Origin of the sequence: Achromobacter sp. MYb9 (assembly GCF_002975275.1) — a bacterium.
Lineage (GTDB): Bacteria > Pseudomonadota > Gammaproteobacteria > Burkholderiales > Burkholderiaceae_B > Achromobacter.
In genome coordinates this window covers 43,406-67,123 of record NZ_PCOQ01000022.1, presented here as the reverse complement: position 1 = coordinate 67,123, position 23,718 = coordinate 43,406, and the positions used below count along the sequence as shown (strand labels likewise).

General features: G+C 66.2%; 24 protein-coding genes. 9 read left to right on the top strand and 15 right to left on the bottom strand.

The genetic code is table 11. The annotated features are described in order from the left end of the window. Positions 1 to 62: 62 nt before the first annotated feature. On the top strand, positions 63 to 524 hold the full coding sequence (locus CQ050_RS24460; protein ID WP_105559402.1) for a mobile mystery protein A: 462 nt from the start codon (positions 63 to 65) through the stop codon (positions 522 to 524). Continuing rightward, positions 515 to 1,102 carry a mobile mystery protein B gene (locus CQ050_RS24455; RefSeq protein WP_105559401.1) on the top strand — a complete coding sequence of 196 codons (588 nt, stop codon included), beginning with the start codon at positions 515 to 517 and terminating at the stop codon, positions 1,100 to 1,102. The genes CQ050_RS24460 and CQ050_RS24455 overlap by 10 nt, the downstream gene beginning before the upstream one ends. Before the next feature lie 38 nt (positions 1,103 to 1,140). Here CQ050_RS24455 and CQ050_RS24450 read toward each other — a convergent pair whose 3' ends face one another. Both CQ050_RS24450 and CQ050_RS24445 read right to left on the bottom strand, forming a co-directional pair. Beyond that, entirely contained in the window at positions 1,141 to 1,563 is a 423-nt protein-coding gene (locus CQ050_RS24450; protein ID WP_105559400.1) for a hypothetical protein, read from the bottom strand. Positions 1,564 to 1,578: 15 nt separating this feature from the next. Continuing rightward, complete coding sequence (locus tag CQ050_RS24445) at positions 1,579 to 1,953, bottom strand: glutathione S-transferase N-terminal domain-containing protein (RefSeq protein ID WP_105559399.1); 375 nt, start codon at positions 1,951 to 1,953, stop codon at positions 1,579 to 1,581. Positions 1,954 to 2,048: 95 nt separating this feature from the next. Here CQ050_RS24445 and CQ050_RS24440 point away from each other — a divergent pair, with 95 nt between their 5' ends. Next, positions 2,049 to 2,591, top strand: a complete 543-nt coding sequence (locus tag CQ050_RS24440) for a helix-turn-helix transcriptional regulator (RefSeq protein WP_105559398.1) — start codon at positions 2,049 to 2,051, stop codon at positions 2,589 to 2,591. Further along, positions 2,588 to 3,004 carry a VOC family protein gene (locus CQ050_RS24435; RefSeq protein WP_105559397.1) on the top strand — a complete coding sequence of 139 codons (417 nt, stop codon included), beginning with the start codon at positions 2,588 to 2,590 and terminating at the stop codon, positions 3,002 to 3,004. The genes CQ050_RS24440 and CQ050_RS24435 overlap by 4 nt, the downstream gene beginning before the upstream one ends. A 71-nt stretch (positions 3,005 to 3,075) precedes the next feature. Here CQ050_RS24435 and CQ050_RS24430 read toward each other — a convergent pair whose 3' ends face one another. From CQ050_RS24430 to CQ050_RS24405, 6 genes are all read right to left on the bottom strand, one after another. Beyond that, positions 3,076 to 4,311, bottom strand: coding sequence for an MFS transporter (locus CQ050_RS24430; RefSeq protein WP_105559437.1), 1,236 nt, complete (start codon positions 4,309 to 4,311; stop codon positions 3,076 to 3,078). A gap of 111 nt (positions 4,312 to 4,422) precedes the next feature. Further along, positions 4,423 to 6,450 carry an acetyl/propionyl/methylcrotonyl-CoA carboxylase subunit alpha gene (locus CQ050_RS24425; protein ID WP_105559396.1) on the bottom strand — a complete coding sequence of 676 codons (2,028 nt, stop codon included), beginning with the start codon at positions 6,448 to 6,450 and terminating at the stop codon, positions 4,423 to 4,425. Positions 6,451 to 6,512: 62 nt separating this feature from the next. Next, on the bottom strand, positions 6,513 to 8,120 hold the full coding sequence (locus CQ050_RS24420; RefSeq protein WP_105559395.1) for a carboxyl transferase domain-containing protein: 1,608 nt from the start codon (positions 8,118 to 8,120) through the stop codon (positions 6,513 to 6,515). A gap of 217 nt (positions 8,121 to 8,337) precedes the next feature. Beyond that, positions 8,338 to 9,519, bottom strand: coding sequence for an acetyl-CoA C-acetyltransferase (locus CQ050_RS24415; protein ID WP_105559394.1), 1,182 nt, complete (start codon positions 9,517 to 9,519; stop codon positions 8,338 to 8,340). Between the two features lie 23 nt (positions 9,520 to 9,542). Further along, on the bottom strand, positions 9,543 to 11,453 hold the full coding sequence (gene aceK, locus CQ050_RS24410) for a bifunctional isocitrate dehydrogenase kinase/phosphatase (protein ID WP_105559393.1): 1,911 nt from the start codon (positions 11,451 to 11,453) through the stop codon (positions 9,543 to 9,545). Between the two features lie 19 nt (positions 11,454 to 11,472). Continuing rightward, positions 11,473 to 12,651 (bottom strand): isovaleryl-CoA dehydrogenase, encoded by a 1,179-nt coding sequence (locus CQ050_RS24405; protein WP_105559392.1) that lies wholly within the window; start codon positions 12,649 to 12,651, stop codon positions 11,473 to 11,475. 246 nt (positions 12,652 to 12,897) lie between these two features. Between CQ050_RS24405 and CQ050_RS24400 the strand changes: the two genes are divergently transcribed. Beyond that, positions 12,898 to 14,076: a M20 aminoacylase family protein gene (locus CQ050_RS24400; protein ID WP_105559436.1), complete on the top strand. Its 1,179-nt coding sequence runs from the start codon at positions 12,898 to 12,900 to the stop codon at positions 14,074 to 14,076. A gap of 75 nt (positions 14,077 to 14,151) precedes the next feature. Beyond that, positions 14,152 to 15,123 (top strand): tripartite tricarboxylate transporter substrate binding protein, encoded by a 972-nt coding sequence (locus CQ050_RS24395; protein ID WP_105559391.1) that lies wholly within the window; start codon positions 14,152 to 14,154, stop codon positions 15,121 to 15,123. 41 nt (positions 15,124 to 15,164) lie between these two features. Here the strand turns inward: CQ050_RS24395 and CQ050_RS24390 are convergent, their stop codons facing one another. After that, entirely contained in the window at positions 15,165 to 15,497 is a 333-nt protein-coding gene (locus tag CQ050_RS24390; protein WP_199196919.1) for a YnfA family protein, read from the bottom strand. A gap of 10 nt (positions 15,498 to 15,507) precedes the next feature. Then, positions 15,508 to 15,888, bottom strand: coding sequence for a MerR family DNA-binding transcriptional regulator (locus CQ050_RS24385; RefSeq protein WP_006226120.1), 381 nt, complete (start codon positions 15,886 to 15,888; stop codon positions 15,508 to 15,510). 73 nt (positions 15,889 to 15,961) lie between these two features. On the opposite strand from CQ050_RS24385, the gene CQ050_RS24380 reads away from it, so the two are divergent. Next, on the top strand, positions 15,962 to 17,029 hold the full coding sequence (locus CQ050_RS24380) for an MBL fold metallo-hydrolase (RefSeq protein ID WP_105559390.1): 1,068 nt from the start codon (positions 15,962 to 15,964) through the stop codon (positions 17,027 to 17,029). Between the two features lie 59 nt (positions 17,030 to 17,088). Here the strand turns inward: CQ050_RS24380 and CQ050_RS24375 are convergent, their stop codons facing one another. After that, positions 17,089 to 17,715 carry a LysE family translocator gene (locus tag CQ050_RS24375; RefSeq protein ID WP_105559389.1) on the bottom strand — a complete coding sequence of 209 codons (627 nt, stop codon included), beginning with the start codon at positions 17,713 to 17,715 and terminating at the stop codon, positions 17,089 to 17,091. Positions 17,716 to 17,816: 101 nt separating this feature from the next. On the opposite strand from CQ050_RS24375, the gene CQ050_RS24370 reads away from it, so the two are divergent. After that, positions 17,817 to 18,551, top strand: a complete 735-nt coding sequence (locus CQ050_RS24370; protein ID WP_105559388.1) for a nitroreductase — start codon at positions 17,817 to 17,819, stop codon at positions 18,549 to 18,551. Positions 18,552 to 18,647: 96 nt separating this feature from the next. Then, positions 18,648 to 19,841 (top strand): cystathionine beta-lyase, encoded by a 1,194-nt coding sequence (gene metC / locus CQ050_RS24365; RefSeq protein WP_105559387.1) that lies wholly within the window; start codon positions 18,648 to 18,650, stop codon positions 19,839 to 19,841. A 59-nt stretch (positions 19,842 to 19,900) separates the two neighbouring features. Here the strand turns inward: metC and CQ050_RS24360 are convergent, their stop codons facing one another. From CQ050_RS24360 to CQ050_RS24345, 4 genes are all read right to left on the bottom strand, one after another. Continuing rightward, positions 19,901 to 20,890 carry an alpha/beta fold hydrolase gene (locus tag CQ050_RS24360; protein WP_105559386.1) on the bottom strand — a complete coding sequence of 330 codons (990 nt, stop codon included), beginning with the start codon at positions 20,888 to 20,890 and terminating at the stop codon, positions 19,901 to 19,903. Further along, positions 20,869 to 22,086: an ABC transporter substrate-binding protein gene (locus CQ050_RS24355; RefSeq protein ID WP_105559385.1), complete on the bottom strand. Its 1,218-nt coding sequence runs from the start codon at positions 22,084 to 22,086 to the stop codon at positions 20,869 to 20,871. Before CQ050_RS24355 ends, CQ050_RS24360 begins: the two co-directional genes overlap by 22 nt. Positions 22,087 to 22,244: 158 nt before the next feature. Next, the gene (locus tag CQ050_RS24350) at positions 22,245 to 22,877 is read right to left on the bottom strand and encodes a thiol:disulfide interchange protein DsbA/DsbL (protein ID WP_105559384.1); all 633 of its coding nucleotides are present in this window, start codon (positions 22,875 to 22,877) and stop codon (positions 22,245 to 22,247) included. 90 nt (positions 22,878 to 22,967) lie between these two features. Beyond that, positions 22,968 to 23,711: an SPOR domain-containing protein gene (locus CQ050_RS24345; RefSeq protein ID WP_105559383.1), complete on the bottom strand. Its 744-nt coding sequence runs from the start codon at positions 23,709 to 23,711 to the stop codon at positions 22,968 to 22,970. Positions 23,712 to 23,718 lie beyond the last annotated feature (7 nt).

The window sequence follows — 23,718 nt, the reverse complement described above, 5'->3', positions numbered from 1 at the left end:
TTCAGAGATTTGCTGCATTATGGGCTATCATTTGTCGATAAAATCCGACCATAGGTTTGCCCATGTCCCCAGAACTGAATCAACTGCGCCTGGAGCAATTGCAGGCATCCCTGTCCCCGTATTCCACGTTGGTAGCGAGGAAAGCACCTGCGCGCGGCTGGCTGAAGCTTATTCGCGAATCGCTGGGGCTCACACAGCGCCAACAAGCGCAACGCCTGGGAATCTCAGGGCCAACGCTACACAAATCAGAACAAGCAGAATCGGATGAGCGGATCACTCTTGGGCATTTGCGCAAACTCGCCGACGGCCTCGACTGCGAACTTGTCTATGCCCTGGTGCCGCGCCGACCTCTTACGGAGGTCGTTCATGAGCGGGCCCGCGCTATTGCGCTTGAAGAGGTTGACAGCGTTGTACACACGATGAGCCTGGAAGACCAGCGCCCGGCGGAAGCGCGCAGTAGCAAGCAGGTGGAACGACGGGCCGAGGAATTGCTGCGAGGTAGATGGTCGGACCTATGGCGCTAGACCTTGACGCGCAGGACGGCCAGACGCCGCTGGATCCTGACGAAAGGGCAGGACTCATTCCCGAGCACCTGAATACCCAGGGTGATTTGAACGATTGGGAGCAGGAGAACATCTTGCGTGCGGTGCGCTGGTTGAAGCGAACCCGGCCGCTGGATGTCCTCAATGAGAGGTTCTGCAGAAGCCTTCACGCGAAGATGTTTGATCAAACCTGGGCCTGGGCAGGAACGTTCCGCCAGTCAGACAAGAACTTGGGTTGTGATTGGACGCAAGTGAGCACCAGACTGGCTCAACTGCTTGGCAATACGCGCTGGTGGGTCGAGCACGGCACCTATTCTCCAGACGAAATCGCCGCCCAGTTTCACCGCGGCCTGGTCTGGATTCATCTGTTCCCCAATGGTAATGGGCGGCACGCCCGGATGATGGCAGATGCTCTCCTGCGAAGTTTGGGCCAACCGTTGTTCTCCTGGGGTGGCAGTAACCTGGTAAGCGCATCGGAAATCCGATCTTGCTATTTGGAGGCGTTACGGGCTGCCGACAAAAATGACTACCAGCCTCTGCTTGCATTCGTGCGTAGCTGACCGAGACGGGTGGTGCTGTGCTCGGGACACGTCCGGAATCAGTGCGGCTTCCAGGTTAGCCCGTCTTTCGAACGGTACTCGGGCTGGCCCGAGCAGCACCCGCCTGCGCCGAACGCCTGACGCCCGATGAAGGCCGTGATAAAGCCTTTGCCTTCGGTCAGCGATTGGTTGACGCATATCGTGGGCAGCGGATAGAACTCACCTTCCAATACGAGCGTCCAGCTTACGTTCTCGCCTTCAGCCGCATCTACCTTGTAGACCTTGCAGTTATTGACGAGCAAGTGAATGGGCTTGCCGGCCAACACGCCTTTGAACTGCAGTCGCTCCGGCGTTTCGCGCGTGGCGATGGTTTCGGCGGTGAGTGTCGACCCGGGCGGCGGCGGCGGAAGCGACGGGTCGCAACCCGCCAGCACACCGGCCGCGGATAGCGTCAATGCCAATCGGCGGGCAAGGCGCGTCATCTTGGAAAGCCCCGATCAAGCCACGTGGGCGAAGCGTTTTTCAAGATAGGCGATGATCTCGCTGGACTCATACATCCAGCGCGTGCCGCCCGCCTCTTCGATACGCAGGCAAGGCACCTTGACCTTGCCGCCGCCGGCCAGCAATTGTTCGCGCGCCTGCGGATCGGCTTTGGCGTCGTGCAGGGCCACCGGCACATTCAGACGATGCATGGCGCGCCGCGTCTTGACGCAAAACGGGCAGGCGTGGAATTGGTACAGCGCAAGCGCGGCCGCTTCCTGGTTGACGGTGGCCTGGCCTTGCGGCGAACGCTTCTGCGGACGCGGGCGGGTCAGGGCGTCGCCCGCGACGATCAATTGACCCAGGCCGACACGCAAGGCTTTAACAATCATGGATATGGACTCGAAAGGGCAAAGTAAGGCGCTCAGTCTACTCCCTGCACGTGTTCTACACTGGAACGCTCCGATTCTTGCCCGCGCCGAAAGCCATGGGATCTCGTGTCATACGACAAGCACAGCCGCCTGCGTTCCCTCCGGCCCCGACCTTAGTCGAACCCCTGCAGGATGCCGCCCTGCTGCGCCGTTTGCTGCGCGCCAAAGACCGCATGGATGCCGCCTCGCACGAGGCCTGGCCGGTCAGCCGCCTGGCCGAGGTCAGCGGCGTTTCCGCGGCCTATTTCGCGCGCTCTTTCAAGCGGGCGTTTGGCCTTCCCCCGCACCGCTATCTGTTGACGCGGCGGATCGAGCAGGCCGTCTCGTTGCTGCGCGACACCGAGCTCAGCATCACCGACATCGCCTTCTCGACCGGCTGGCAAAGCCTGGGTACGTTCGGCCGCATTTTCCATGACGTTACGGGCTCAAGCCCCAGCGCCCTGCGCGTCGAGGTCCGGGCGAAGACGGCTGAACTCGGCCGCGTTCCCGCTTGCGTGCTGAAAGCCGCGCAACGCCCGGATCTGGGCACCGCAGTTTTGGAGAAGCGCCGCCGCAGCGCCAAGGATAAATTGGCGGCATCCACCAAGGAGAAGCCATGAACGAAGGTATCAGTGTGATGGGCGTGTACGTCGACGATCAGGACGAAGCGCTTGCGTTCTACGTAGAAAAATTGGGATTCCGCATCCACACGGATGTGCGCAATGGCCCGTACCGCTGGCTCACGGTCCAGCACCCGGAGCAGCCTGGGCTTCAGCTTGGCTTGTTCGCGCCGGGGCCGCCCGTCCACGACGAAGCCACCGCGAAAACCCTGCGTGCGATGGTCGCCAAAGGCGCCATGCCGCCGCTGGTGCTGTCGGTGTCTGACTGCCGCGCCACGTACGCCAAACTGAAAGCGCTGGGGGTGGAGTTCACCCAAGAGCCCACTGACCGCTACGGCAGCGTCGACGCTGGCTTTCGCGACCCGGCGGGCAATGGCTGGAAGATGATCCAGGCGCCTCGCGGCGCCGCGTAAGCCGCGGACGAAGGGGGATCGACGGCATGGCGGGCGCAGCCGTTGATGAGCCCGCCATGCAACGCCCTCCTTCAGGTGGGCGCCGTTTCGTTCCCGTGCAGCGTTCTGAGTTTCCTTAGTTCCGGGAACCACCGCATCCACAGCCCCGCCACGGCGATCGTGCCCATGCCGCCGATCACCACGGCCGGTACCGCCCCGAAAAGTTCGGCGGTCACGCCGGATTCGAACTCGCCCAGCTGGTTGGAAGCGCCGATGAACAAGGTATTCACGGCGCTGACCCGGCCCAGCATGTGGTCGGGCGTATTCAACTGCACCAGAGACGAACGCACGACGACGCTGATCGAGTCCGCGGCGCCCAGCACGACCAGCGCGCCCACGGACAGCGGAATCGAGGTCGACAGGCCGAACACCGTTGTTGCCAGCCCGAACAGAATTAGCGAACCGAACAGCAGGCGGCCCACGTTGTCGCCCAGGCTCAGGCGCGCCAGCGTCAGCGACATCAGCGCCGCGCCGCAGGCGGGCGCGGCACGCAAGGCGCCTAGCGCCCACGGGCCCGCATTCAGGATGTCTTTGGCGAAGATGGGCAGCAAGGCGGTCGCCCCGCCCAGCAGCACGGCAAACAGGTCCAGCGACAAGGTACCCAGCAGCAGCCGGCGCTGGAAGATGAAGGTGATGCCGGCGAAGAGCGTGCGCCACGTGGTTGGCTCTTTGCGCGGCGGGGCACGGTCGATGACGAGCGTAGCGATGGACGCGAAGGCCGTCAGGTACAGCGCCGCCGCCACGCAATAGATCCACCCTGCCCCCAGGCTGTAGCCGATGCCGCCCAGCGCGGGGCCGGCGATCTGCGCGATCTGGCCGCCGGAAGACGCCAGGGCGGTGGCGCGTGGCAGCCACTCGCGGGGCACGACAGCGGGAATCAGGGTGGACAGGGTCGGCGCTTCGAAGGCGCGCGCCGAACTCATGATGATGATGGTGGCGTAGATCAGCGTCTTGCCGCCCACGCCGTGCAGCGCCGCGATCGCCAGGACCAGCGTGGCCAGGGTTTCCAGCGCCATGCAAAGGGCGACGATCTTGCGGCGGTCGTAGCGGTCGGCCACGTGGCCCACCACCAGCGTCAGCGCCGCCATGGGCAGGAACTGCGCCAAGCCGATCAGTCCCAGGTCGATGGCGCTGCCCGACAGCGCATAGATCTGCCAGCCGACCGCCACCGAGACGATCTGGAAGGCCAGCGACGCGCTGACGCGCGCGAACAGGAAATGCAGGAACGGGGGACGAGAAAGCGGACTGGGGGAGTCGGGGGCGGGCATGGGAGCTTGCGCGGCAGGCGCGCGGACGGTGCCGGAATCCGCCATTCTAGTGACAGCCGGCTGACGCCAAACTAAAGCGCCAGCCGGCAGCAGGGGCAATCCGCCGCGGGGTTATTCGCCGATCGACACCAGTTCGGCGCCTTCGGTGACCTGGTCGCCCACGCCGTAGAACACTTCCTCGACGCGACCGTTGGCCGGAGCCGAGATCGTGTGCTCCATCTTCATGGCTTCCATGACCAGCAGGGGTTGGCCCTTTTCGACCGTGTCGCCCGCCTTGACCGAGATCGAGATGATCTTGCCGGGCATGGGCGCCGTCAGGCCACCGCCGTGTTCGCCCTGCGTGTCCTGGGCATGCGCCAGGGGGTCGTAGAGCTCCAGCACGTGCACGCCGCCTTCGCCGAACACATGGGCGCGGTCGGCATGCAGAACGACCGTACCGGCGTACTCATGGCCTGCCAGCGTGACGCGCAGGCCATAGGCCAGATTGGGATTGGCGCTGGCGTGCGAGCGCCACAGGAACGGCTGCGGGCCCGAGCCGGCATCCAGTGTCCAGGCGCCGCCTTGGCGGGCGACGGTCACGCGGCGCGTTTCGCCGTTGTCCACCCACTGCAGATGGCGCTGGTACTGGTTGCCCAGGCGCCAGCCGTCGCGAGCGTCCCACGGGTCGGATGGACCCTTGGCGGCGGTTTGCGCGCCGGGTTGGGCCAGGCCCTGGCGTACCAGCACGGCGGCCGAGGCCAGCGCCAGCGTGGCGGCGCTGGCGGCCTGCGGTTCCGGCAGCAGCGTGGCGCGCTGGCGCTCGATCAGGCCGGTGTCCAGGTCCGCGGCGGCAAACGCACTGTCCTGCATCAAGCGCGACAGGAACGCCACGTTGGTCTGCACGCCCACGGCCTGCGTCTGGGCCAGCGCCTGCAGCATGCGGGCGCGGGCCTGGTCGCGGTCGGCGCCGTGCACGATCAGCTTGGCGATCATGGGGTCGTAGAACGGAGTGATCGTGTCGCCCGTACGCACGCCGCCGTCCACGCGGATGTCGGCGTTGGCGAAGGCGGTGTGCGGAGGCAGGCCCAGGTAGGCCAGCGTGCCGATCGACGGCAGGAAGCCCTTTTCGGGGTTCTCGGCGTAAATGCGGGCCTCGATGGCGTGGCCGTTGATGCGCAGGTCTTCCTGGCGCGCCGGTAGAGGCTGGCCGGCGGCCACGCGCAGCTGCCATTCCACCAGGTCGTGGCCCGTGATCATTTCGGTGACGGGGTGCTCGACTTGCAGGCGGGTGTTCATTTCCATGAAGTAGAAGCGGCCGTCCGGCTCGGCGATGAACTCCACCGTGCCCGCGCCCACGTACCCGACGGCGCGCGCGGCGGCGACGGCGGCTTCCCCCATGGCGCGGCGGCGCTCTTCCGTCATACCCGGGGCCGGCGCTTCTTCGATCACCTTCTGATGGCGGCGCTGCACCGAGCAATCGCGCTCGAACAGGTAGACGCAGTTGCCGTGCGTGTCCGCGAACACCTGGATTTCGATGTGGCGCGGCTTTTGCAGATAGCGTTCGATCAGGACGCGGTCGTCGCCAAAGCTGGAGGCGGCTTCACGCTGGCACGAGGCCAGGGCGTCCAGGAACGCGCCCGACGATTCCACCACGCGCATGCCCTTGCCGCCGCCGCCTGCGCTGGCCTTGATCAGCACGGGGTAGCCGATGCCATCGGCCTGGGTCTTCAGGAATTGCGGGTCCTGGTTGTCGCCGTGATAGCCGGGCACCAGCGGTACGCCGGCTTTTTCCATCAGGGTCTTGGCGGCGGACTTGCTGCCCATGGCCGCAATGGCGGACGCAGGCGGGCCCACGAACGCGATGCCGGCTTTTTCAGCGGCTTCGGCGAACGCTTCGTTTTCCGACAGGAAGCCGTAGCCCGGGTGGATCGCGCCCGCGCCGGTGTCGATCGCGGCCTGCAGGATGGCGTCGGCGCGCAGGTAGCTGGCGCGCGGTTCCGATCCGCCGATGTACACGGCCTGATCGCAGGCGGCCACATGACGCGCGTTGGCGTCCGCGTCCGAATACACGGCGACGGTGCGCAGCCCCATGCGGCGGGCGGTGGCGGCGACGCGGCAGGCGATCTCTCCGCGGTTGGCAATCAGCAAAGTGTCGAACATGAATGTCATCCTGGCTGTAATTCTTCTTGAACTGCGGTGCTGCAAGCGGGAGGGCGGGCGCCCTACATCCGGAACACGCCGAACTTCGTGTCTTCGATCGGCGCGTTCAGCGCAGCCGACAACGCCAGGCCCAGCACGCGGCGGGTATCCGCCGGCGCGATGATGCCGTCGTCCCACAGACGCGCGGTGGCGTAGTACGGGTGACCCTCGTGTTCGTACTGTTCGCGGATGGGCGCCTTGAAAGCGGCCTCTTCGTCAGCCGACCACTGGCCGCCGCGCGCTTCGATGCCGTCGCGCTTGACCGTGGCCAGCACGCTTGCGGCCTGTTCGCCGCCCATCACCGAGATGCGGGCGTTGGGCCACATGAACAGCATGCGCGGCGAATACGCGCGGCCGCACATGCCGTAGTTGCCGGCGCCGAACGAGCCGCCGATCAGCACGGTGAACTTCGGCACGGCGGCGGTGGCCACGGCCGTCACCATCTTGGCGCCGTGGCGCGCAATGCCTTCGTTTTCGTACTTGCGGCCCACCATGAAACCGGTGATGTTCTGCAGGAACACCAGCGGGATCTTGCGCTGCGCGCACAGCTCGATGAAGTGCGCGCCTTTCTGCGCGGACTCGGAAAACAGGATGCCGTTGTTGGCGACGATGCCGACGGGCATGCCCTGGATATGGGCAAAACCCGTCACCAGCGTGGGGCCGAAGCGCGCCTTGAATTCGTCGAATTCGGAACCGTCCACGATGCGTGCGATGACTTCGCGCACGTCGTAGGGCTTGCGCGTGTCGGCGGGAATGATGCCGTTCAGTTCGCTCGGGTCGAAGCGCGGCTCGCGCACGGGGATCGTGGCCAGCGGCGCGGGTTTCTTGCGGTTCAGCCTGGCCACGGCGTTGCGCGCCAGTTGCAGCGCGTGCATGTCGTTGGCGGCCAGGTGGTCCACCACGCCGGACAGGCGCGTGTGCACGTCGCCACCGCCCAGGTCTTCGGCGCTGACTTCTTCGCCGGTGGCGGCCTTCACCAGCGGTGGGCCGCCCAGGAAGATGGTGCCCTGGTTCTTCACAATGATGGATTCGTCGCTCATGGCGGGCACGTAGGCGCCGCCGGCGGTGCAAGACCCCATCACCACGGCGATCTGCGAAATGCCCTGCGCGGACATCTGCGCCTGGTTGTAGAAGATGCGGCCGAAGTGTTCGCGGTCGGGGAACACTTCGTCTTGCTGCGGCAGGTTGGCGCCGCCCGAATCCACCAGGTAGACGCAGGGCAGATGGTTCTGCGCCGCGATCTCTTGCGCGCGCAGATGCTTCTTGACCGTCATCGGGTAGTACGTGCCGCCCTTGACCGTGGCGTCGTTGCAGACGATGACGCATTCGGTGCCCGACACGCGGCCGATGCCGGTGATGACGCCTGCGCCCGGCGCGTCGCCGTCGTACATGCCGTGCGCCGCCATCGGCGACAGTTCCAGGAACGGGCTGCCCGGATCGATCAGGTTCTCGACGCGGTCGCGTGGCAGCAGCTTGCCGCGCGCCACGTGCTTGGCGCGCGCGGCTTCACTGCCGCCCAGCGCCGTCTGCGCCAGTTTCTGATTCAGGTCATCCAGCTGCGCCTGCATGGCGCGCGCATTGTCGGTGTAGTCCTGCGACCGCGGATTGATGCGGGATTCGATGATGGGCATGGGGTTCCACCCGTCCTGCTTGATTGGAATTTGAAGGCGCTCGTGGAGCGGTTTGTCTCGCTGCCCGGTGGGCCGGGCATTCTTGTCGATCTGGGTTTTCGTTGCGCCTTTCGCGACACGGCCCGCGACGGACCCGTCGCGTCCGGAAGCCATGCAGGAAAGGCGCAGCGAAAACCCGCTTGGAAGACGGACGTCCGTCCGTCCCCCAAGCGTTTTCTTAGACCATCTCGATCGCCATCGCCACGGCTTCACCGCCGCCGATGCACAGCGTGGCAACGCCGCGCTTGCCGCCGGTCTTGCGCAGCGCGCCGACCAGCGTGGCCATCAGGCGGGCGCCCGACGCACCGATCGGATGGCCCAGGGCGGTGGCGCCGCCATGGACGTTGACCTTGTCGTGCGGCAGCTTGAAGTCGTTCATGGCGGCCATGGTGACCACCGCGAAGGCTTCATTGATTTCGTACAGGTCGACGTCCTCGGCTTTCCAGCCGGTCTTGGCGAACAGGTTCTTCAGCGCGCCGACGGGGGCGGTGGTGAACCAGCCCGGTTCTTGCGAATGCTGGCTGTGGCCGACGATACGGGCCAGCGGCTTGACGCCGAGTTTTTCGGCGGTGGACGCGCGCATCAGCACCATCGCGGCGGCGCCGTCGGAAATCGACGACGAGTTGGCGGCGGTGATGGTGCCGTCTTTCTTGAACGCGGGCTTGAGCGTGGGGATCTTTTCCGGCATGGCCTTGGTGGGGGCTTCGTCGGTATCGATCACCGTGTCGCCCTTGCGGCCGGCAACGGTCACGGGGGCGATTTCCCACTTGAAGCTGCCGTCTTCCGAAGCGGCGCGCGCGCGGCGCAGCGATTCCAGCGAGAACGCGTCCTGCTGTTCACGCGTGAATTCATATTTGGCGGCGCAGTCTTCGGCGAACACGCCCATGGCCTTGCCCTTGTCGTAGGCATCTTCCAGGCCGTCCAGCGCCATGTGGTCATACACGGTGTTGTGGCCGAAGCGATAGCCCTGGCGGGCTTTCAGCAGCAGGTACGGCGCGTTGCTCATGCTTTCCTGGCCGCCCGCGACGACGACTTCGGCGCTGCCGGCCGCCAGCAGGTCGTGGCCGAACATGGCGGCCTTCAGGCCCGAACCGCACACCTTGTGGACCGTGGTGCAAGCCACGCCCAGCGGCAGGCCAGCGCCCAGCGCTGCCTGGCGCGCGGGCGCCTGGCCCTGGCCGGCTTGCAGCACGTTGCCCATGATGACTTCATCGACTTGCTCGGGCTTGATGCCGGCGCGTTCGATGGCGGCCTTGATGGCCACCGCGCCCAGCTCGTGCGCGGCCAGGCCGGACAGGCTGCCCAGCATGCCGCCCATGGGCGTGCGGGCGATGGAAACGATAACAATGGGATCTGACATGGCTAGCTCCTGTGAGGGTCGGGTCAGCGTCTGGGTATCGGCACGGCGCGGTCGCTTGAAGGGCGTGCCGATCGCAGGCGTCTGTCCGTATCGTAAGGGAAAAATTCTTCAATCCTGCCCTGCGCCACCTGGGCACGGCAGGCTTGCCACCAATCCGGTTCCAGCAGGTCGGCGTGGTGGCGCATGAAGGCGCCGCGCACGCGCGGATCGCCTAGCAGGAAGCGGCCGAATTCTTCTGGGAATACGTCGTTCGGTCCAATGGCGTACCAGGGTTCGGAGGCCATTTCCGCTTCTTCGTTGGGGGCCGGCGGAATACGCCGGAAGTTCATTTCGGTCATGCGCTGGATTTCGTCGTAGTCATAAAAGACGACCCGGCCCAGCCGCGTGACGCCGAAGTTCTTGTAAAGCATGTCGCCGGGGAAGATATTGGCGGCCGCCAGTTGCCGGATCGCGTCGCCGTACTCGCGCACGGCGGGCTCCAGCAGCGCGTCGGACGCCTGGCGCAGATAGATGTTCAGCGGTGTCATCCGCCGTTCGATGTAGACATGGCGGATGACGACCGTGTCCCCGCTTTCCTCGATCAGGCTGGGCACCAGGCGGCGCAGTTCTTCCAGCAACGCAGGCGCGAAACGGCTGCGCGGCAGCGCCACCTGCGAATATTCCCAGGTATCGGCCATGCGGCCTACGCGATCGTGCAGCTTCACCATCTGGTATTTGCGGCGCACGGTGGCGTGGTCCATGCCGTCTTTGTCGATGCGGTCCTTGATCAGCTTGAACACGTAGGGGTAGGACGGTAGCGTGAACACGCACATCACCATGCCCTTGATGCCGGGCGCGATGTCGAAGGCGTCGCGAGAGTGGGCCAGGTGATGCAGGAAGTCGCGATAGAACAGCGTCTTGCCCTGCTTCTGCAGACCGATCATGGTGTAAAGCTCGGCCTTGGGCTTGCGCGGCAGCAGCGTCGCCAGGAAGTTCACCACGGCGGCCGGCGCTTCCATGTCCACCAGGAAATACGCGCGCGTGAAGCTGAACAGCGTGCTCAGGTCGTCCGCGCCCAGCAGCAGCGCGTCCAGCGTCACCTGCCCCGCCGGGTTGCGCGTCAGCGCCACGGCAAAGGGGTAGACGGTGGTCTGGTTGATCAGGCGGCCGACGATATAGGCGCCCTTGTTGCGAAAGAACAGCGAGCCCAGCGCATGGACCTGGCAATCGCTGGCGATGCGCCGTCCGACGTGGCGCGGCAACAGTTGGCGCAGCTGCGTCACCGCGGCGCGCGCCAGCATGCGGGTGTCGCGCGGAAGGTCTTCGAAGGGCAGCGCCAGGCCGAAGTCCGCCACCATGCGGATCAGGCTTTTCTCCAGCCCATCGGTTGCCGGGTAGTACACCCGGTACGACGGCGTGCTGCTGTCCAGGTAGTCGGTCGCGACGGCCGGACGCACGAACAGGAAGTCGTTATGGAAATAGTCGCGGTGCAGCAGCCGGCACGACACCGAATTGAAAAAGGTCTCGGCGCATTCCGGCTGACGGTGGTCGCCCAGCAGCCCCACGAATTCCTGCTTGATCTGTTGCCAGTAGGCGGTCTGGGCGTCGGTCAGCGCCGGCGCCTCGGTGCCGGTGGCGCCATTTGCGCCATTGGCCCCGCCGCCATTGGCGGCCGCGACACCCAACGCGCCCTCCGGGCGGCCGCGCAGCACACCTTCCAGCTGCGTGGCGCATTCGCGCACCCGCATGTCGTAGTACTCGATGCGTTCGCGGGACAGATGTTGGATGCCGTGCCAATCGCCCGATTCGAACAGCGCCTTGGCGCGCTGCGCGCTGTAGCGGAACAACGCGTAGTGACGGTCGAACCCGGCCAGGATCAGCCGCGCGACATCCAGCGGCGACGGCCCCGGGGCGGGGGCCTGCTCGATATGCTGGACATCGGACATGCGGATCATGGCGGCGGCGTCCTGGGGGTCAGGCGGTCTCGTTGAACAGTTCGCGGCCGATAAGCATGCGGCGGATTTCGCTGGTGCCGGCGCCGATTTCATACAGCTTGGCGTCGCGCCACAGGCGGCCCACCGGGTACTCGTTGATATAGCCGTTGCCGCCCAGGATCTGCACGCCCTCGCCCGCCATCCACGTGGCTTTCTCGGCCGTGTACAGGATCAGCGCGGCGCAGTCCTTGCGAACCTGGCGCACGTGTTCGGCGCCCAGCTTGTCCAGGTTCTTGCCCACCTGGTAGCAAAAGGCGCGGCTGGCCTGCAGCGTGGTGTACAGGTCGGCAACCTTGCCCTGGATTAGCTGGAATTCGCCGATGGCCTGGCCGAACTGCTTGCGGTCGTGGATATAGGGGACGACGACGTCCATCACGGCCTGCATGATGCCCAGCGGGCCGCCGGACAGCACGGCGCGTTCATAGTCCAGGCCGCTCATCAGTACCTTCACGCCGCCGTTGACCTGACCCAGCACGTTTTCTTCGGGGATCTCGCAATCCTGGAACACGAGTTCGCCCGTGTGGCTGCCGCGCATGCCCAGCTTGTCCAGCTTCTGCGCCACCGAAAAGCCTTTGAAGCCCTTTTCCACCAGGAACGCGGTGATGCCGCGCTGGTGCGCTTCAGGGTCGGTCTTGGCGTAGACGACCAGCGTGTCGGCGTCCGGGCCGTTGGTAATCCACATCTTGGTGCCGTTCAGCACGTAGCGGTCGCCTTTCTTCTCGGCGCGCAGTTTCATGCTGACCACGTCCGAACCGGCGCCCGGCTCGCTCATGGCCAAGGCGCCCACGTGCTCGCCGGAAATCAGCTTGGGCAGGTACCTGGCCTTCTGGGCCGCCGTGCCGTTGCGGTTGATCTGGTTCACGCACAGGTTGGAGTGGGCGCCGTAGGACAAGCCCACGGAGGCGCTGGCGCGCGAGATCTCTTCCATCACCACCATATGGGCCAGATAGCCCATGTTGGCGCCGCCGTATTCCTCGTCGGCCGTCATGCCCAGCACGCCGAGTTCGCCGAATTTGCGCCAGAGGTCCATGGGGAACTGGTCGCTGCGATCGACTTCCGCCGCGCGGGGCGCGATCTCGGCCTGCGCGAAATTGCGCACCGCGTCGCGCAGCATGTCCAGGTCTTCGCCCAGGTCGAAGTTCAGGCCGGGAAGATTCATCGATGTCTCCGTGATAGTGGGTACTTACATTCTTATGGTTGCCTGCCATCGGCGCGATGCCGCCACCGGAGGCTCATCATGCGCCGATCGCGTCTTGCTGCGCAATGATGCAGTGCAAATATTACGTTTACGTAAACGTAAATTGGAGTCGGGTTATCCCTAGGGAAATGCGTCCTTCCCAGGAAGCGGCGGTGAGTAACATTCCAGCCGATCCCTGAATCCCGCTTTGGCGCTATGGAGTTTGCCGTGCTCGAACTATCGAATCTGGACGAAATTGTGGCGCTGCGGCGCGATATCCACATGCACCCCGAGCTTTGCTATGAAGAGCACCGGACCGCCAAGGTGGTGGTGGACACGCTGCGCGGCTGGGGCATCGAAACGCATACCGGCATCGCCAAGACCGGCGTGATCGGCGTGATTCGCCACGGCGCGTCCGACCGGGCCATCATGCTGCGCGCCGACATGGACGCGCTGCCCATGCAGGAAGAGAACCAGTTCGAACACCGTTCGCGCCACGACGGCAAGATGCACGGCTGCGGCCACGACGGCCATACCGCGATGCTGCTGGCCGCCGCGCGGCACCTGCAAAGCGCGGGCGGTTTCGACGGCACGGTGTACCTGTGTTTCCAGCCCGCCGAGGAAGGCGGCGCGGGCGGGCGCGCCATGATCCAGGACGGACTGTTCACGCGCTTCCCGTGCGAAGCGGTGTTCGGCATGCATAACTGGCCGGGCCTGCCGGCCGGGTCGTTCGGTGTGTGCGCGGGGCCGATGATGGCGGCGGCCAACGGTTTCAAGATCACGGTGAAGGGCAAGGGCGGCCACGCCGCCGCACCCCAGGATTGCGCCGACCCCGTGCCGGCGCTGTTCGCCATCGGCCAGTCGCTGCAGACCATCCTGACCCGCAGCAAGCGGCCGCTGGACGCCGCGGTGCTGTCCATCACGCAAGTCCAGGCCGGTGGCAGCGTCATCAACGTGATTCCGAACAGCGCCTGGCTGGGCGGGTCGGTGCGCGCCTACAGCACGGACGTGGTGGACCTGATCGAACGCCGCATGAACGAGATCGCCGGCAACATCGCCGCCGCGCACGGCTGCGAGGCCGACGTATTCTTCGAACGCCGCTATCCGGCGCTGGTCAACACCGTGGCCGAGACCGAGTTCTGCATGGGCGTCATGCGCGACGTGGTCGGCGAAGACCGCGCGCTGACCATCGAACCCGCCATGGCCTCGGAAGATTTCGCCTTCCTGCTGCAGGAAAAACCGGGCTGCTATGTGTTCCTGGGCAACGGCGACGGCGAACACCGCATGGCCGGCCATGGCCTGGGCCCATGCATGCTGCACAACGCCAGCTATGACTTCAATGACGCCCTGATTCCGGCGGGCGCGTCGTACTGGGTTCGCCTGGCGCAACGCTATCTGGCGGCCTGACCGCCGCGCCCGCTTGATGGGTTTCCCGCTTCACGCTTGACTCAACGCAGTGCTACGCAACATCACCAGGACAATATGAAAAAGAAGACAGTGCTGATCAAGGCCGCGGGGGCGGCCCTGGCAATCATGGCAAGCGGCGCGATGGCCCAAAGCTGGCCCGCCAAGCCCGTTACGCTGGTCGTGCCCTACACCGCGGGCGGCAGCGCCGACGCGATCGGGCGCCGCCTGGGCGATGTGCTGCGCAAGGAAACCGGTATCACCGTCATCGTCGAAAACAAGCCGGGCGCCGGCGCGTCGGTGGGCACGGACTTCGTCGCCCGCGCGCAGCCGGACGGCACCACGTTGCTGCTGGCCTCGACCAGTCCGCTGACGATCTTCCCGCATCTGGCCAAGACCAACTACGACCCGATGAAGGATCTGACGCCGGTGACCAGCGTGGCCGTGGCGCCGGTTGCCATCGTGGCGACCAAGGCGCTGCCGGTGAAGGACTTCGCCGGTCTGGTGGAGTATGCCCGCGCGCACCCCGAGGGTGTGCGCTACGGCACGCCGGGCCAGGGCACCGTCGCTCACATCGGCATGGCCGCCGTCACCACGCAGACCGGCACGAAGATGCTGCACGTGCCTTACCGCGGCAACAGCCAGGCGCTGACCGATGGCCTGGGCGGCGTGGTCGAGCTGCTGGTGGTCAACAGCGATGTCGTGCTGCCGCATGTGGCCAATGGCGCGCTGCGGCCGCTGGCGGTGATGGCGCCGCAACGCCTGGCCGCCTGGCCGGACGTGCCCACGATGGCCGAACTGAAGCTGCCGCAGGCGCAGTACTACTCCAATTTCGGCGTGTTCGCGCCCGCCAACCTGCCACCGACCGTGTCGCAACCGCTGCTGGCCGCGTTGACGAAAGCAATCGCCAGCGCCGACTTCCAGGATCTGCTGGCCAAGTCGTACCTGCAACCGGGCACGGCATCGGGTGACGCATTCGCCAAGCAGGTGCAGGCCGAGTTCACGAACAACGCCCGCATCATCAAGGAAGGCAATATCAAGGCGGAATGACCGGGGGCGTGTATCGGGGGCGGCCGCCATCGTCGGCCCTCCTAGGTGCTTCTGGGCCCGAACATGATCACCAGCATGCCGGCCAGGCACAGGCCCACGCCGACCCAATCGCTGGCGCTGGGCCGCACGCCATCCACCGCCCATAGCCACAGCAGCGCCATGCCGATGTAGACGCCGCCATAGGCCGCGTAGACCCGCCCGGATGCCGTCGGGTGCAACGTCAGCAGCCAGGCGAACAGCGCCAGGCTGGCGGCGGCGGGCGCCAGCAGCCAGATGGAATGGCCTTTGCGCAGCCACAGGTACGGAAGGTAGCAGCCGACGATCTCGGCCAACGCGGTCAGGATGAACAGCGCGAGGGTCTGCAAGGCGCCCACGTGCCCGTCCTCAGGGCTTTTGCGCCAACAGGGCGCGGCATTCGCGTTCCTGCTGGGCGATCTCTTGCAGCGTGTCTTCGATGTCGCGGCGCTGTTGCTCCAGCGTGGCGCGATGCTGTTCCAGTACGCTGAGGTATTGGCGCAGCTGCACCTCGGTGTCGCCCGGGCCGTCGTACATGTCGATCAGGGTCAGGATTTCAGACAGTTGCAGCCCCAGCCGCTTGCCTCGCAGCGCCAGTTTCAGGCGCGTGCGGTCGCGCGGACCGAAGATGCGGTTGCGTCCCTCGCGCGCCGGGCTGACGATCCCCTGGTCTTCGTAGAAGCGGATCGTGCGGGGCGTGACGTCGAACTCGCGGGAGAGTTCAGAGATGGTCCAGGTTGACGAGGGCATGCGGCGTGTGGCAGTTTACGTAAACGTAAATTATGATGACTTGACGTCAACGTCAAGCGTGGAGCGAGAGGCAATGAACCCCAACGAACAGAAACTGAACTATCCCTGGGCAGACTTCCAGCCCGAAGCCGGCCGGGCGCACATCGTGGCGGAGGGGGTCAAATGGATTCGGATGCCGCTGCCGTTCGCGCTGGATCATATCAACCTCTGGCTGTTGCGCGACAACATCGACGGCCGCGACGGCTGGACCATCGTCGACTGTGGCATCTCGCGCGACGAGGTCAAGGCGCTGTGGGAAGACGTCTTCAAGAATGAACTGGAGGGGCTGCCCGTGTTGCGCGTGCTGGTCACGCACATGCACCCCGACCATATCGGCCTGGCCCACTGGTTGTGCGAACGCTGGGACGCGCGGCTGTGGATGACGATGACGGACTTCATGGTTGCGTCGCTGTGGTCTTCGCGCAGAAACGAGGCCGGCGCCGGCCCTGGCGGCCAGTCGGCCGTCGATCACTTTGCCCGCCACGGGCTGACCGACCCGGAGGCGCAAGCGCAGATCCGCCAGCGCGCCAACTACTTCCCCAACCTTGTGCCCGCCGTGCCTTCGCGCTACACGCGCATCATGCACGGCGACCAGGTCCGCATCGGCGGCCGCGACTGGCGCGTGATCGTGGGCTATGGCCATGCGCCGGAGCACGCGTCCCTGCACTCGCCCGGCCTGAACGTGCTGATTTCGGGCGACATGGTGCTGCCGCGCATCTCCACCAACGTCAGCGTGTTCGACTACGAACCCGACGCCAACCCGCTGCCCCTGTACCTGCGTTCGCTGGACGGTTATGACGGCCTGCCGGACGACACCCTGGTGCTGCCCTCGCATGGTCGTCCCTTCACCGGCCTGCACGAGCGCATCGCGCAGCAGCACGAGCATCACCGTGACCGTCTGGCGGAAGTGCTGGAGGCGTGTGCCGCGCAGCCGCAGTCCACTTCCGACATCGTGCCCGTGTTGTTCAAGCGCAAGCTGGACCTGCACCAGCTGACGTTCGCCATGGGCGAGGCGCTGGCGCACCTGCACGCGCTTTATTTCGAAGGCAAGCTCAAGCGCGCCACCGGCGCTGACGGCATCGTGCGCTTCACGGCGGTTTGATCGGAAACCGGGGGCGGGTTGCGCGACGCGCGGGCAACCCCGCGACCCCGCGACCCCTTTTACCGCGTCGCGGTCGCCAGGCGCACGGCCAGGCCCACGAAGACCAGGGCGGCGATGCGGTTCAACCAGCGCTTGGCCGTCACCGAACGCTGCAGCAATTCGCCGAACGCGCCCGAGAAGAACGCGATGGCGCCGAACACCAGCAAGGTCGACACCATGAACACGGCGCCCAGCTGCAAGGTCTGGATGCCGACCGGGCCCAGCGCCGGCGAGGTGAACTGCGGCAGGAAGGCGAAGAAGAACAGCAGCACCTTCGGGTTGGTCAGGTTCATCACGATGCCGCGGCGATACAGCGCGCCGGGCTTGCGCGCTTCGGGCGGTTTGCCGGCTTCCGATTCCACCGGCGCACGCAGGATCTGCCATGCCAGATACGCCAGGTAGGCGGCGCCCGCCAGTTTCAGCACCGTGAACGCCATGGGCGACGCGGCGAACACCGCCGCCAGCCCGAACGCGACGGCGGCGGTGTGGCCCAGCAGGCCGGTGCATAGCCCCAGCACCACCAGCATGCCCGCCTTGCGTCCCCAGATGGCCGACTGCATCAGCACGAACAGGTTGTCGGGTCCGGGCGTCAGGGCCAGCAGGACGGCAATGCCGAAAAACGCGATCAGGGTATCGAAGGGCAGCATGGGTCTCGCCTGGAACGGGAAGGCTCCGGTCAGCCGGAGAATGGCATCATAAGGGCAAAATCCACCGGCCTTGCGTGCCGACAACCGGAGACAGACGCCCCATGACCGCTAACGCCCCGCAGGAGTCGCAAGCCCGCGACGACAATGACGCCCGTCCCGACGCCGCGCTGGAAGCGTGGCTGCGAGTCCGGCACAGTTGCCGGGCTTTTCTGCCCGCGCCGGTGCCCCGCCCCACGATCGAACGCATCCTGACCCTGGCGCAGCGCACGGCGTCCTGGTGCAACTGCCAGCCCTGGCAAGTGGCGATCACCGAAGGCGCGGGCACCGAACGTCTGCGCGCGGCGCTGCAAGCGCGGGCGGAACAAGCGGCGGTCACCCCCGGCTTCACGCCCGACTTTCCCTTCCCCCGCGAGTATCGCGGCGAGTATCTGGCGCGTCGCCGCGAATCGGGCTTCCAGCTGTATGGCGCGGTGGGCGTGGAACGCGGCGACCGCGAGGCCTACCGCCGCCAGGAAATGCGCAACTTCCAATTGTTCGACGCGCCGCACGTGGCCATCATCACCACCGACGAGGCGCTGGGTGAATACGGCGCGATGGACTGCGGCGGCTACGTGGCGAATTTCCTGCTGGCGGCCCAGGCCAACGGCGTCGCGACCGTGGCGCAGGCCTCGCTGGCGATGTACCCCGAGGTGTTGCGCGACGTGCTGGGCATCGACCCGGGCCGTCGCGTCGTCTGCGGCATTTCCTTCGGCTACGCCGACGTCACGCATCCCGCCAACAGCTACCGCACCCACCGTGCCGGCCTGTCGGACACCGTGGCGTGGGTCACGGCATAGGGACAGCGGGCCGCGCGCCTGATATGGTTCACCCTGTCCGCCCTTGATCCAGCCTGTTCATTCCGGCCCTGTTCATTCTTAAGCAGTCCCTTGAAGATGACCACCAAACACATCGATACGGTTTTGCAGCACGCGGGCACCGCCCCGTTCCACCCCGAAACCGGCACGGCGCCGGTGCCGCTGCCGCCCATGCGCGCCAGCACGGTCCGCTTCGAAAACCTGGCCGCGCTGGAACTGGCGCAACGCACCAAAGCGGCCGGCGGCCGCGCCACCACCTATGGCCGCATGGGCATGGACACGCATGCCGCGCTGGAAGAAGTGTTCACCCAGCTGGAAGGCGGCACGCATTGCTATCTGGCGTCGTCGGGGCTGTCGGCGATGACGATGGTCATGATGGCGTTGTGCTCGGCGGGCGACCACGCGCTGATCTCCGACTGCGTGTATGGCCCGATGCGCGAATTGGACGATGCCGTGCTCAAGCGCATGAATATCGACATCACGTATTTCGCGGCCGGCGACGACCTGGACGCGCTGGTGCAGCCGAACACGAAGCTGCTGTATGTGGAGTCGCCCGGTTCGCTGCTGTTCGAAATGCTGGACATGGGCGCGATGGCCGCGTTCGCGAAGGATCACGGGCTGGTGCTGGCCACCGATAACACCTGGGGGTCGGGCTACATCTACCGTCCGCTGACGCTGGGCGCGCAGGTGTCGGTGATCGCGGGCACCAAGTACGTGGGGGGCCACTCCGACCTGATGCTGGGGGCCGTGGTCACCAACGATGAAGCCATCGCCAGGAAGCTGAACCGCACGCAGTACGCGATGGGCTATTCCATCAGCGCCGATGACGCCTGGCTGGCGCTGCGCGGCGTGCGCACCATGCCCATCCGCATGGCCCAGCACGCGCGTCATGCGTTGCAGGTGTGCGAATTTTTCAAGAACCGCCCCGAAACCGTGCGCCTGTTCCACCCGGCCTGGCCAGCGGACCCGGGGCATGCGTTGTGGCAGCGCGACTGCACGGGATCCAACGGCATGCTGTCCGTGGAACTGCGCCTGTCGCCCGCGGCCGCGCGCGCCTTCGTGGATGCGTTGACGCTCTTCGGCATCGGCTTTTCCTGGGGCGGCTACGAAAGCCTGGTGCAGCTTGTGTCGCCCAATGATCTGTCCAAACACCGCTATTGGGGCGATGGCGACAACGCGGTCGTCCGTCTGCACATCGGCCTGGAATCGCCGGAAGACATCATCGCCGACCTGACCCAGGCGTTGGAAAAGGCCGCGGCGGTACGCGAGTAACGCCGCAGCCCGCGCAGCCGGCAGGGCATGGCGCCATCGGCGCGCCGCGCCCTGCGCCTTCACACCGCCGCGCTGCGGATCCAGGCGCCGATGCGTCCGGCGATGTCGTCGCTGTTGTCGTCCATCATCGGCATGTGGGAGTTGCCTGCAACGCCCTGGTCCGCCAGCCGCCACACGTCCACCCGTGCGCCATGCCGCGCCAGCGCCTCCGCATAATCCTGGCCGGCGGCGCACAGGCGCTGCCACAGCGGCGTGGCGTCCAGATAGTCGCCATAGACGAACAGGAAGGGCTTTTCCGCCACCGCGGCGGCCACGACGTCGCTGGAGAAACCCGACGGTTCGATGCCGATCACGCCGCGCACCAGGTCCGGCCGCGCATGCAGGGCCCGGTAGGCCACTTCGCCGCCATGGCTGTGCGCCAGCACCAGGCAGGGGCCCACGCGGTCCAGCACGGCGCAGAATCCGCGCAAGGCCGCGTCGTTGTTGCCCAGCCAGCGCGGTACCGCGTGGCGGATGAAGTCGTCGAACGCGCCGACGGGAAAGCGCTGCCCGTCGAATGCGCGCCGCGCCTCGAAATCTTCGGCGCGCCCGAAGCGGAACAGCGACCAGCTTTCCTCCGCATTGCGGATGATGGGCGGCTCGGGCCAGACCTGCTGGAACGGTGCCCAGCCGGCGCGGCCGCGTTCGACGTTGTCCACCACATACACCGCGTGGCCCTGGCGCAGGAAATGCTGCATCCACCCCGGCCGGCCATCCGGCGTCTGTTCCCACATGGCGCCCGTCATGCCGCCGCCGTGCAGCAGCACCACCGGCAGCGGATGGGACAACCGGGCCGGGATGAAATACTGCACGTAGGCCTGCTCGAAGTGGTACAGGCCATTGGGGTCGTACGCCAGCGACGCGCTTTGCGTGAAAGCGATGTCGCGCTGCGGCAGGCCGGCCACGCGCACGGGCTTGCCGCCCGCGTAGAAGCTGCCGAAATCCGCCAGCGCAACCGGCGCCGGGGCCGACGTCGCGCCGGCCGGGTTCATTTCTTGACCAGCGGGCATTGGCTTTCCGATAGCGGCCAGGCCAGCGTATCGCCGGGGATCGTGCGCACGATGTTGTAGTAGTCCCAGGGCGCTTTGGACTGCGCGGGCGTCTTCACCTGCGCCAGCATCATGTCGCGCACCACCAGGCCGTCTTCGCGGATGCGCGCATTCAGGCTGAACGGGTCGTCGATGGGCAGCGCCTTCATCTTCGCCATCACGGCGTCCGAATCCGCCGTGCCAGCGGCCTTCACCGCCTGCAGGTAGTGGCGCACCGAACTGTAGACGCCCGCTTGCAGGAAAGTGGGCGGGCGGCCGACGCGCGCTTCGAATTTCTTGGTGAAGGCGCGCGTGCCGTCGTTCATGTCCCAATACGCGGGCACGGTCAGATAGGTCTTCTGCGCCGCCTGCAGGCCCAGGCTGTGCACGTCGGTGATCAGCAGCAGCATGGCGGCCAGCTGCTGCGCGCCGCCGATGCCGAATTCCGCGGCTTGCTTGATGGCGGAAATGGTGTCGCCGCCGGCGTTCGCGATGGCGATGATCTGCGCCTTGGTGCCCTGCGCCTGGAGCAGGAAGGACGCGAAGTCGGAGGCGTTCAGCGGGTGGAACACGGTGCCCACCACTTCGCCGCCATTGGCTTTGACGACGCTTTCGGTGTCCGCGGCCAACTGTTTGCCGAACGCGTAGTCGGACGCCAGGATGAACCAGCGCTTGTTGCCTTCGTTGACGACCGCAGTGGCGGTGCCGCGCGACAGCGCATAGGTGGTGTAGGTCCATTGCACGCCATAGGGCGAGCATTGCGCCTGCGACAGCGCGGTGGTGCCGGGGCTGGAGAACAGCACCAGCTTCTTCTTTTCGCGCGCAATGCCCTGCACGGCCAGCGCGACGGACGAATTGGGCACGTCCACCACGACGTCCACGCCGTCGGTGTCGTACCACTTGCGGACCATGCCGCTGCCGATGTCGGGGCGATGCTGGTGGTCGCCCGACACCAGTGAAATGGGCTTGCCCAGCACCGCGCCTCCCATTTCCTCGATGGCCAGGCGGGCGGCTTCCACCGACCCCTTGCCCGTGGCGTCAGCGGTAACGCCCGCCATGTCCGTCAGAACGCCGATCTTCACGCCGTCGGCCGTGCTGGCGTGCGCGGCAAGCGCGCCGAACGCCAGGCACAGGCCAACGCCCAATGCCGCGCGGTTGCGCAGGGATTGCTGTCTCATTTGTCTTCCACCCGTTTGATGCCGTCGTTGCGGCGAATTTTTGTGGCGAAAGTGTAGCGCCGGCGTTCAAGGGCCGGGCGCTGCTGAAACATCTTCTCCAAAAAGAAAGCGCCCCGGCCTGATGGCCGGGGCGCTTTGCCGTGAATCGCGGGCGCGGATTACTTGTTGCGCGCCATCGGGATCAGTTGGTTGACTTCCTTCAGGGCGCCTTCGTAGCTGTTGCCCGCCATGACCGGCGAGGTCATGAACTTGCCGCCCACGGCGAACGAGGGCGTGCCGTCGATGCGGTAGGCCTCGGCCAGCTGGTTGGCGCGCTGCACCTGGGTTTGCACGCTGAACGAATCGAAGATCGAGTCGAACTTGGCGCGGTCCACGCCTTGGGATGCGACCCACTCGCCCATGGCCTTCTTGTCGAACAGGCGCTTGTGCTCGCCGTGGATGGCGGTGAAGAACTTGGCGTGCAGGTCCGGGCGGTCCAGGGCCAGGAACGTGTAGTACACCTGCTGCAGCGGCTTCATGCCGGCGTTGAAGGCGATCGGCACTTGCTTGAGCACGACGTCCGACGGCGCGGTCTTGACCCAGTCTTCAACCATGGGTTCCATGGCGGCGCAATGCGGGCAGGTGTAGGCAAAGAACTCCAGCACTTCCACTTTGCCCGGGGTGTCCGACGGCAGCGGCGGGTTGATCGACACATAGGCCGGCGTGCCTTGAGCGTGGCTTGCCTGGCTGAAGAACGCCGTGGCGGTCAGCGCGGCCGCGGCCATGATGCGGATAATCTTGGTGGACAACATGGATGAGAGGTTCCTGGGTAAAAAGTGACAGACAGGCCCGGGGCCGGATAAGTTCAATACCAAGTGTGCAAAGCGGGCGGCGGCCGCGCCTTATTGGCGCACCACGGCGGTTTCAATCTTGTTCTCGCCCAGCCTGCCGCGGGCGCGGTTCATGTCGTCCAGCCGCGCGAACGGGCCAACACGCACCCGGTTGATCGCCTTGCCGTTCACTTCAGCTTTCTGCACGGCCACCGGCAACCCCAGCAGGATGATGCGGGCCTTCAGCGATTCCGCATCGTTTTCGCCGCGGAAAGCGCCGGCTTGCAGGTAGTACGTGCCCGTTGCCGCCGACGCGGTGGCGGTGGCGGCTTTGGGGGACGGGGCCGGTGCGGCTTTTGAAATCGGCGTGGGCGCCTGCGTGGGCGCCACGGCCACCTGCGCGGGGGCGGAAGACGATGCCTGCGGTTTGGCGGTTGACGGCAGCGTGGCGATCAGCGCGCCCAGGTCGTCCAGCTTGGACGGCGTTTCGTCCGGCTTGGCCGTACCAGCCGTGCCGGCGCCCGCGCCAGGCAGCGGCACCGGCGCGGTGGCGGTCGGGCCGGTGGGCGGCGCACCCGCCGCGCCGTCGCGGCCGTACAGGCCGGCGTTGGGGTCCGGCGCCTGGCGGGGATCGGGCAGCTTGCCCGTGTCGCCTTGGCGGCTGGCGCGGTCCACGAAGGGCACCGGCGCCTTGGTGACGTAGAACGCCACGACGGCGGCCACGATCAGGCCGATGAGCAGGCCGGCGAGCGCCCCGTAGAGGGTGCTGCCGCTTTCGCCAGAGGAACGGCGGGTAGTTTTGCGCTTGGTTGCCATGTACCGA

Excerpts from the sequence above, each read along its gene's own strand:
- CQ050_RS24460 (WP_105559402.1), top strand. The coding sequence starts at position 63 with ATGTCCCCAGAACTGAATCAACTGCGCCTGGAGCAATTGCAGGCATCC.
- CQ050_RS24455 (WP_105559401.1), top strand. The coding sequence starts at position 515 with ATGGCGCTAGACCTTGACGCGCAGGACGGCCAGACGCCGCTGGATCCT.
- CQ050_RS24450 (WP_105559400.1), bottom strand. The coding sequence starts at position 1,563 with ATGACGCGCCTTGCCCGCCGATTGGCATTGACGCTATCCGCGGCCGGT.
- CQ050_RS24445 (WP_105559399.1), bottom strand. The coding sequence starts at position 1,953 with ATGATTGTTAAAGCCTTGCGTGTCGGCCTGGGTCAATTGATCGTCGCG.
- CQ050_RS24440 (WP_105559398.1), top strand. The coding sequence starts at position 2,049 with ATGGGATCTCGTGTCATACGACAAGCACAGCCGCCTGCGTTCCCTCCG.
- CQ050_RS24435 (WP_105559397.1), top strand. The coding sequence starts at position 2,588 with ATGAACGAAGGTATCAGTGTGATGGGCGTGTACGTCGACGATCAGGAC.
- CQ050_RS24430 (WP_105559437.1), bottom strand. The coding sequence starts at position 4,311 with ATGCCCGCCCCCGACTCCCCCAGTCCGCTTTCTCGTCCCCCGTTCCTG.
- CQ050_RS24425 (WP_105559396.1), bottom strand. The coding sequence starts at position 6,450 with ATGTTCGACACTTTGCTGATTGCCAACCGCGGAGAGATCGCCTGCCGC.
- CQ050_RS24420 (WP_105559395.1), bottom strand. The coding sequence starts at position 8,120 with ATGCCCATCATCGAATCCCGCATCAATCCGCGGTCGCAGGACTACACC.
- CQ050_RS24415 (WP_105559394.1), bottom strand. The coding sequence starts at position 9,519 with ATGTCAGATCCCATTGTTATCGTTTCCATCGCCCGCACGCCCATGGGC.
- aceK (WP_105559393.1), bottom strand. The coding sequence starts at position 11,453 with ATGATCCGCATGTCCGATGTCCAGCATATCGAGCAGGCCCCCGCCCCG.
- CQ050_RS24405 (WP_105559392.1), bottom strand. The coding sequence starts at position 12,651 with ATGAATCTTCCCGGCCTGAACTTCGACCTGGGCGAAGACCTGGACATG.
- CQ050_RS24395 (WP_105559391.1), top strand. The coding sequence starts at position 14,152 with ATGAAAAAGAAGACAGTGCTGATCAAGGCCGCGGGGGCGGCCCTGGCA.
- CQ050_RS24385 (WP_006226120.1), bottom strand. The coding sequence starts at position 15,888 with ATGCCCTCGTCAACCTGGACCATCTCTGAACTCTCCCGCGAGTTCGAC.
- CQ050_RS24380 (WP_105559390.1), top strand. The coding sequence starts at position 15,962 with ATGAACCCCAACGAACAGAAACTGAACTATCCCTGGGCAGACTTCCAG.
- CQ050_RS24375 (WP_105559389.1), bottom strand. The coding sequence starts at position 17,715 with ATGCTGCCCTTCGATACCCTGATCGCGTTTTTCGGCATTGCCGTCCTG.
- CQ050_RS24370 (WP_105559388.1), top strand. The coding sequence starts at position 17,817 with ATGACCGCTAACGCCCCGCAGGAGTCGCAAGCCCGCGACGACAATGAC.
- metC (WP_105559387.1), top strand. The coding sequence starts at position 18,648 with ATGACCACCAAACACATCGATACGGTTTTGCAGCACGCGGGCACCGCC.
- CQ050_RS24360 (WP_105559386.1), bottom strand. The coding sequence starts at position 20,890 with ATGCCCGCTGGTCAAGAAATGAACCCGGCCGGCGCGACGTCGGCCCCG.
- CQ050_RS24355 (WP_105559385.1), bottom strand. The coding sequence starts at position 22,086 with ATGAGACAGCAATCCCTGCGCAACCGCGCGGCATTGGGCGTTGGCCTG.
- CQ050_RS24350 (WP_105559384.1), bottom strand. The coding sequence starts at position 22,877 with ATGTTGTCCACCAAGATTATCCGCATCATGGCCGCGGCCGCGCTGACC.
- CQ050_RS24345 (WP_105559383.1), bottom strand. The coding sequence starts at position 23,711 with ATGGCAACCAAGCGCAAAACTACCCGCCGTTCCTCTGGCGAAAGCGGC.